At 31.5% G+C, this 5,776-nt stretch carries 5 protein-coding genes; 4 read left to right on the top strand and 1 reads right to left on the bottom strand.

The genetic code is table 11. The features are described from left to right. Nucleotides 1-950: 950 nt before the first annotated feature. The 3 genes from yhfH (at nt 951) to J7E66_RS02975 (ending at nt 3,710) form a co-directional block, all read left to right on the top strand. Complete coding sequence (gene yhfH / locus J7E66_RS02965) at nt 951-1,085, top strand: protein YhfH (protein ID WP_214717354.1); 135 nt, start codon at nt 951-953, stop codon at nt 1,083-1,085. A 1,541-nt stretch (nt 1,086-2,626) separates the two neighbouring features. Then, nucleotides 2,627-3,100 (top strand): hypothetical protein, encoded by a 474-nt coding sequence (locus J7E66_RS02970; protein WP_214997961.1) that lies wholly within the window; start codon nt 2,627-2,629, stop codon nt 3,098-3,100. Next, nucleotides 3,081-3,710, top strand: coding sequence for a hypothetical protein (locus J7E66_RS02975; protein ID WP_214997962.1), 630 nt, complete (start codon nt 3,081-3,083; stop codon nt 3,708-3,710). The genes J7E66_RS02970 and J7E66_RS02975 overlap by 20 nt, the downstream gene beginning before the upstream one ends. A 262-nt stretch (nt 3,711-3,972) precedes the next feature. Here the strand turns inward: J7E66_RS02975 and J7E66_RS02980 are convergent, their stop codons facing one another. Then, nucleotides 3,973-4,392, bottom strand: a complete 420-nt coding sequence (locus J7E66_RS02980) for a hypothetical protein (protein WP_214997963.1) — start codon at nt 4,390-4,392, stop codon at nt 3,973-3,975. A gap of 289 nt (nt 4,393-4,681) precedes the next feature. Here J7E66_RS02980 and J7E66_RS02985 point away from each other — a divergent pair, with 289 nt between their 5' ends. Beyond that, nucleotides 4,682-4,906, top strand: a complete 225-nt coding sequence (locus tag J7E66_RS02985; protein WP_214997964.1) for a helix-turn-helix domain-containing protein — start codon at nt 4,682-4,684, stop codon at nt 4,904-4,906. Nucleotides 4,907-5,776: the final 870 nt, after the last annotated feature.

Consider the following 5,776-nt stretch of genomic DNA (forward strand, 5'->3'; position numbering starts at 1 on the left):
AAATTAAGTTCTTTTCTAGGATATACATCTAGGAATTTTTTTATAAAAAGTTGCAATGGAACATTGGGTGCTTGTTTCACTAACCTGCCCGTTAGTGCAGCAAGCATAACTTCACAAATATGTATAAATATTAGCTTATATACATTTTTTCTTGAGTATCGATTCATAAATTTACTGCCAAAACATACATTAATTAATTTCCAGAAACAGCCAAACAAGGGTCTGCCTGATTGACCAAGGCAATCATGTATGCCTCTCCATGTAAAAATGTACGTTTCAAACTGGAAAAAAGTGTCCCAATTTATCAAGCAAAAACTGTGTCATCTCTTTCAAGCGGTCACAATATGTTAATTTATAAGTATTTTTATATGGTGATATTGTTTTATATTCCTCTTCAAAATCTTCATTCACCCGATGTATTGAAATTTTAACCCAGGATCATTATGTTAGAAGTTCGTTTCGGATAACATAGAAATTATCGATATATTAAATTAGCCAATTAGATGAAAGTAGATTTACACATTCATTTTTCAGATTTCCGAGTAAAGCTACATTCATATTAAAACCAATATCAAAACATATGTTATTAATGACAATAAAAATAATAATGTTGGTGCTGTTAATGGTTAAGATAATCATTATTTCTGAGATATAGCTTCTGGAAAGAAACATTGGAAGTAAAAGAAAGAAGATTTTGTCCTCATTTTCTATGGATCCAGATTTATATGTGGAAGTGGAGCAAATTGATACCGGGGGAGAATAAGGGGATAAACCTAAAACAATTAACATCCGAAAAAAGAAATTTGTAAAATTAAGAATTAAAAAACCTTATTTTTAAAAATTGTGCATATTTTTTAAAAAAAGGTCTACTCATTTTTCCATTTTTCGTTTATACTGTATTATAACAATAGAAATAAAAACTAACTGTATTAATAAAGGAGGAGATTTAAATGTTAGTTAGTCCGGTTGAATTTTTCCGCAATTTGCAAAAAAAGGAATGTCCTGAATGCAGGCAGCATATGCAAGAGCAAGCAGAAAGTTATTTGATTGAATGTGATCGCTGTTTATCCAAAAAAGAAGAGTAAGTTTGTTAACTCTCCAGCATTGCTGGGGAGTTTTTAATTTCATATCAATAAATTACCGTTCTATAGAGAATTTGATAGGTATAAACCCTATGCGTCAGGCAAAACCTTAAATAAGTTTTTTCATAACTTAAAGATTTTGAAGACATAATAAATTAAATAGTGGTGCGCAGCCTTTTTCTGTTTCACAAACAAAGGAAGTTAGTGGATTAAGATTTCCTGTAAAAGAACTATAAAGGCACATAATTAACCGCGTTAAATTAAATTATTTAGAGGTTGGGATTATTGAAATTTGAAGCCAAACTAATCTAAAGGGAAATTTTATAAATAAGAACAATATAAAAAACCATGTTGATAACGACAATAAAATATATGTTAATTATAACAATAATAATAAATATAAAATTGTTATATATTATCATTAATGACACTATCAATCTCTATCTACAGGTTTATTTTTAATGTTTACAAATTGTATACTTCGAACAATATTGATCTTAAAAGTCCAAATATAAAATTTCATATAAAAAATTACAGTAATATTTTACGAATAACGGATTTCCTTAAAAAACCTTAGTATCCTGGGCAAACTGTGAAAATCATTGTGATAAAAACAATTGATTGAGGGATCCGGAAAAATGTAAGCAGCTTATTTATTCCATGTGAATAATTCTGTTGTTTTTTAAAATTAAAAGATCCGATTACCTTGAATTGGAGATGTATGCAGGATGTCCTAATCCGACAAACTGACGTCTTTCCATGAAAAGCTATAAAAATTTTCTAAACATGATGGATCACTTGCACTAACAGCTTTTGAAAAATCAGATACCTCAAAGATAAACTCAAAAGTCAGGGGATAACAATAACCAGAAAAAAGTCTTTTTAGGTCTTAATATTAACCCTGATAAAAAGAGTTTATATTTTCAATAAAGGCCTATTCTCTCTCTATTTTGTAAACCTCTGCTCTTTAAATTGTTAAGAATGGAAGGAGAATTCTATGACGTCATTTTAACCAAACACCGATATAATAGACGTTTGAAACATCCACTTGTAACTTGACCAAAGGTTTAACTCCTTCTAATATATTTAATAAAACCGAAAATGCGGAGAAAGAGACATAAGATAGATGTTTCTAAACTAATCTATTTAATTATTAAACAACCACTTTAAATCTAATCTTTTATTCAACTCTATAATCAATCAAGAATAGGGCAATAAACTTCCTTTTAGAAGATGTTTTCCCTGTGTTTATCTCAAATCTTTGAATTCCTTATCGCACTTCCACTTTAACCAGTTTCACGCCCGCCTTTTTTGCATCTTTGACTGCTTTTTTTAACTGCTTTGATACACTTTTATCCTTCTTTTTATTTGACATGTTCATCTTTCCTTTCTAGAAATTCGTAGTAGCCAGTATTCCCTTATTCTAAAAAAATATACAAAAGAGTTCTATATTCCTCCTTCCCTCACTATATATCTAATAAAACATGGAAAAGTGGAAAAGTGACCATGAGCTAGATTGAAAAAGTAAGAGGGGGAGAAGGAAAGTGGAGAGCTTAAACCCAATGTTTCAAAACACTCATTCAAAAAAAATTATTTCAAAAAAAGATGAACTAGAAAGTTTCCCTAAGAAAAGACGACAACCTCGTTCGGATAAATGCCACAATATTAAATTCCCTGTAACACCTATCATGCAGATGAAATTGCGCACCCTCTGTAAGCAAATGGAGAGATTTATTCAAACTAAAGAGGGACAACCTTTAAGCCAGACCGCATTTAATACTACCCTCTTAAAGTTCGGGTTAAGTCATATCGATATAGTGGATTGGGTTCAGGATTATAAAGATACCAAAACCTATATGCATACCATGCTGAAAGAAAATAGTTACAATGGGATTGGAGGTCCGTATGGACTGGCCATTCAAAAACAATTATCAGAACGTAAGGTCGTTTTCATTATAATGGTCAGCGTCTTGAATTGGATTGAAAAGGGTGGTTCTCTTGAAGAAATCCTACAGTAAGTTGAATCTCCTTCAAAAAAAATTACAAGGCCTCTCTTCTCCAAAAGGCTTTTTGGACTATATATTAGGAAACCGAAAGTACCTAACCATTGTCACCGGTTACTACGATTATATAAGAGGGGAAGTGTTTATCGACGACATGTTCGATATATTTGATGATGTGCCTCGAAGATTTGATTTAGCCGTCCTGATTCATCTGCTTTATAAGGATTTCCTTACCCAGATCAAAAAAGGTAATATAAATAAGCAGGTTGCAGGGTTCCTGGTGTCAGGAAAAGCACGATATTTAGGAGAAAAGAAAGTAGAAAAACGAGTTATGAAGGCTTTGACAAAAAATGTTTTTTCATTTGAGTCCATTGAAGAGGAGATCAACGAGGAGGAATCAGAAAAAGAGAAGAAAGCTTATATCACAATTCAAATGAAGGAATCTGAAATATTAAGGGGGGAGATCTTTTTACATGACCTCACCCCTTATCTGAACGACCAGCATGTAACAATTGAGGATTTGTTGACGATTCTTTATTTAGACTTCATCAACCAGATAAAAGAACAGGGGAATTCAGATAAAATACAGAAAAGTATTCTTTCTCACCTGAAATCGGCCCTTTAGAAACGATATCAGGTGGGAAACCATCAAACGAGAACCTTAATTGTAGAAAAAACTCAAAACCCTTACAAAACATATTCATTACTAAGAATAAAGCCAGAGCTTACAATATAAAAAATTGTACATCATCAAACAATAACCAGGCTTCCTTTTAAAAAGGATTTCTAAGTTAGCAAGTACCCGTAATAAGCAAAATCCCTTTAAGGCCCATCGTTAATCCACCGCTTCTCTTTGAATTAAGTAACTTATATACTCTCCTTTTATTCTAATCCAGTGTAAAAACCAATCCGCCTGTAATCTTAATTGGTTCGGAAGGAATCTTAGCCTGTTCGAATCGGATATTCCGTTTTTTTTCACTTTCGGGAACTAGTTTCATAGTGTTTTCATTATCCTTGATTATTTCTCCTGCTTTTGTCTGCTCTTCATTGACGTCCTTCCCTCCAGTGTTTACTTTAGGGGACTGCTGTAGCCATAAACTGTTCTGTTCTAGCGACCATAAAGGAGTAGGTAGAGGGACGTCACGCCTTTGATAGGGCTTTAATAACTCATGAAACTCTTTTGAATGGACAGCCGTAAAAAGAGCTGCCCTTATAATCTGATTCCGATCTAAATGAGTAGCATGAAAGAGGGCATCCACATGGGTTCTGAATACTTCATCATAACGAATGGTAGGTCTATATACCATAAGAAAACGCCACCTTTTCGTTTTTAGGGTAAGGATACTTGTAATTAGTTGAACATCCATAACATTCATTCCTATTAATAATCCATTCGATTTCCATATCCATAAATCTTTTCCGTTCAGTAGTGACCATATAAATACCCCCTTTAATGACGTCTCTTGACGTCCTTAGATACAAGGTATGAGCAATGGCTTGTCCATTATTCCCAACTTTTTTGGAATCAATCGAATATTTTTGGGATTAAGAGTCAAGACTGGGGAATAAGAAGAATTAGAAGGGAGTAATAAAAAAATGTGGGGTATAGGCAAACCACGGAGTCAGCTGGGGAAGTGGTTAGATCAAAAAGGATTAGAACAACAAGATCTCGCTAAGGATGCTAACGTTAGTAAAAATACAGTTACTAAAGCATGTAGCGATAAAGACTACATTCCACGCCAGGACGTCATGAAAAAACTATTAAAAGCGATACGTAAAGTGGATCCACAAGCGAAAATGAGCGACTTTTGGGATATGTGAATGTAAAAGCCCCCTTTAACCCCAGTGATTCACTAGGGTTTTTTGAATTATATAGAGGAATAGAAAAATGCTACGATTTTAGAATAATCATAAAGATTAAAGTGATTTACCCGTTTTCCTTTATATTCGAATGACAATAAAAGATAACAACAAATCCAATAATGATGTTGTACAAAACATTATTAAATTACACAATGATAACAAAAATAACAACAATATATATGTTAATCTTAACGCAAATAATGATATATGTTTTAACACATCTAACATTACAAGGGATAAAGAAATTAGGTCAATCAGGTTCCTTCCTTATCCACATATTTGTTAGCATTTATTTATCATCATTGGTTACAAAATAATATTTAACCATCGTCCCTATACCCGTTTTCTGTATTTTCAAAATCTTAATTAATAATTGCAACAAATTAGTTTTTTTATAAAACAACTAATCAATTAATGATGTTATACAAAACATAAATAAGGTATACAATAATATCAATAATAACAACATCATATATGTTAATGATACTAATGAAATATTTTTTCCCATTAACCATTTCAGGAATAAAGAAAATAGGTCAATCAAATTACTTCCTTATCCACATGTTGTTTAGCATTCATTCATCATCCATTTGGTTTTGATAAATATTAAAGATTCTTCCTGATTTTAGTATTTTCAAAGAATAACAGTTAAAAATAAAAATAATGTAGATCAACAGAAAACAATAATTAATGATATTTTGAAAAACAATAATAAAAAAATATTATCAATGTTGATAACGAAATATATGTCATCCATAACAATAATATTAAATATAAAATCAATAATATTAATAACAATATAATTATGTCTCTTCACCGTATTCTGTG

It is taken from the genome of Bacillus sp. ISL-7, from assembly GCF_018613065.1.

Bases quoted from the DNA above. Each gene is read 5' to 3' on its own strand.
- yhfH (WP_214717354.1), top strand. From the start codon at position 951: ATGTTAGTTAGTCCGGTTGAATTTTTCCGCAATTTGCAAAAAAAGGAA.
- J7E66_RS02980 (WP_214997963.1), bottom strand. From the start codon at position 4,392: ATGGTATATAGACCTACCATTCGTTATGATGAAGTATTCAGAACCCAT.
- J7E66_RS02985 (WP_214997964.1), top strand. From the start codon at position 4,682: ATGTGGGGTATAGGCAAACCACGGAGTCAGCTGGGGAAGTGGTTAGAT.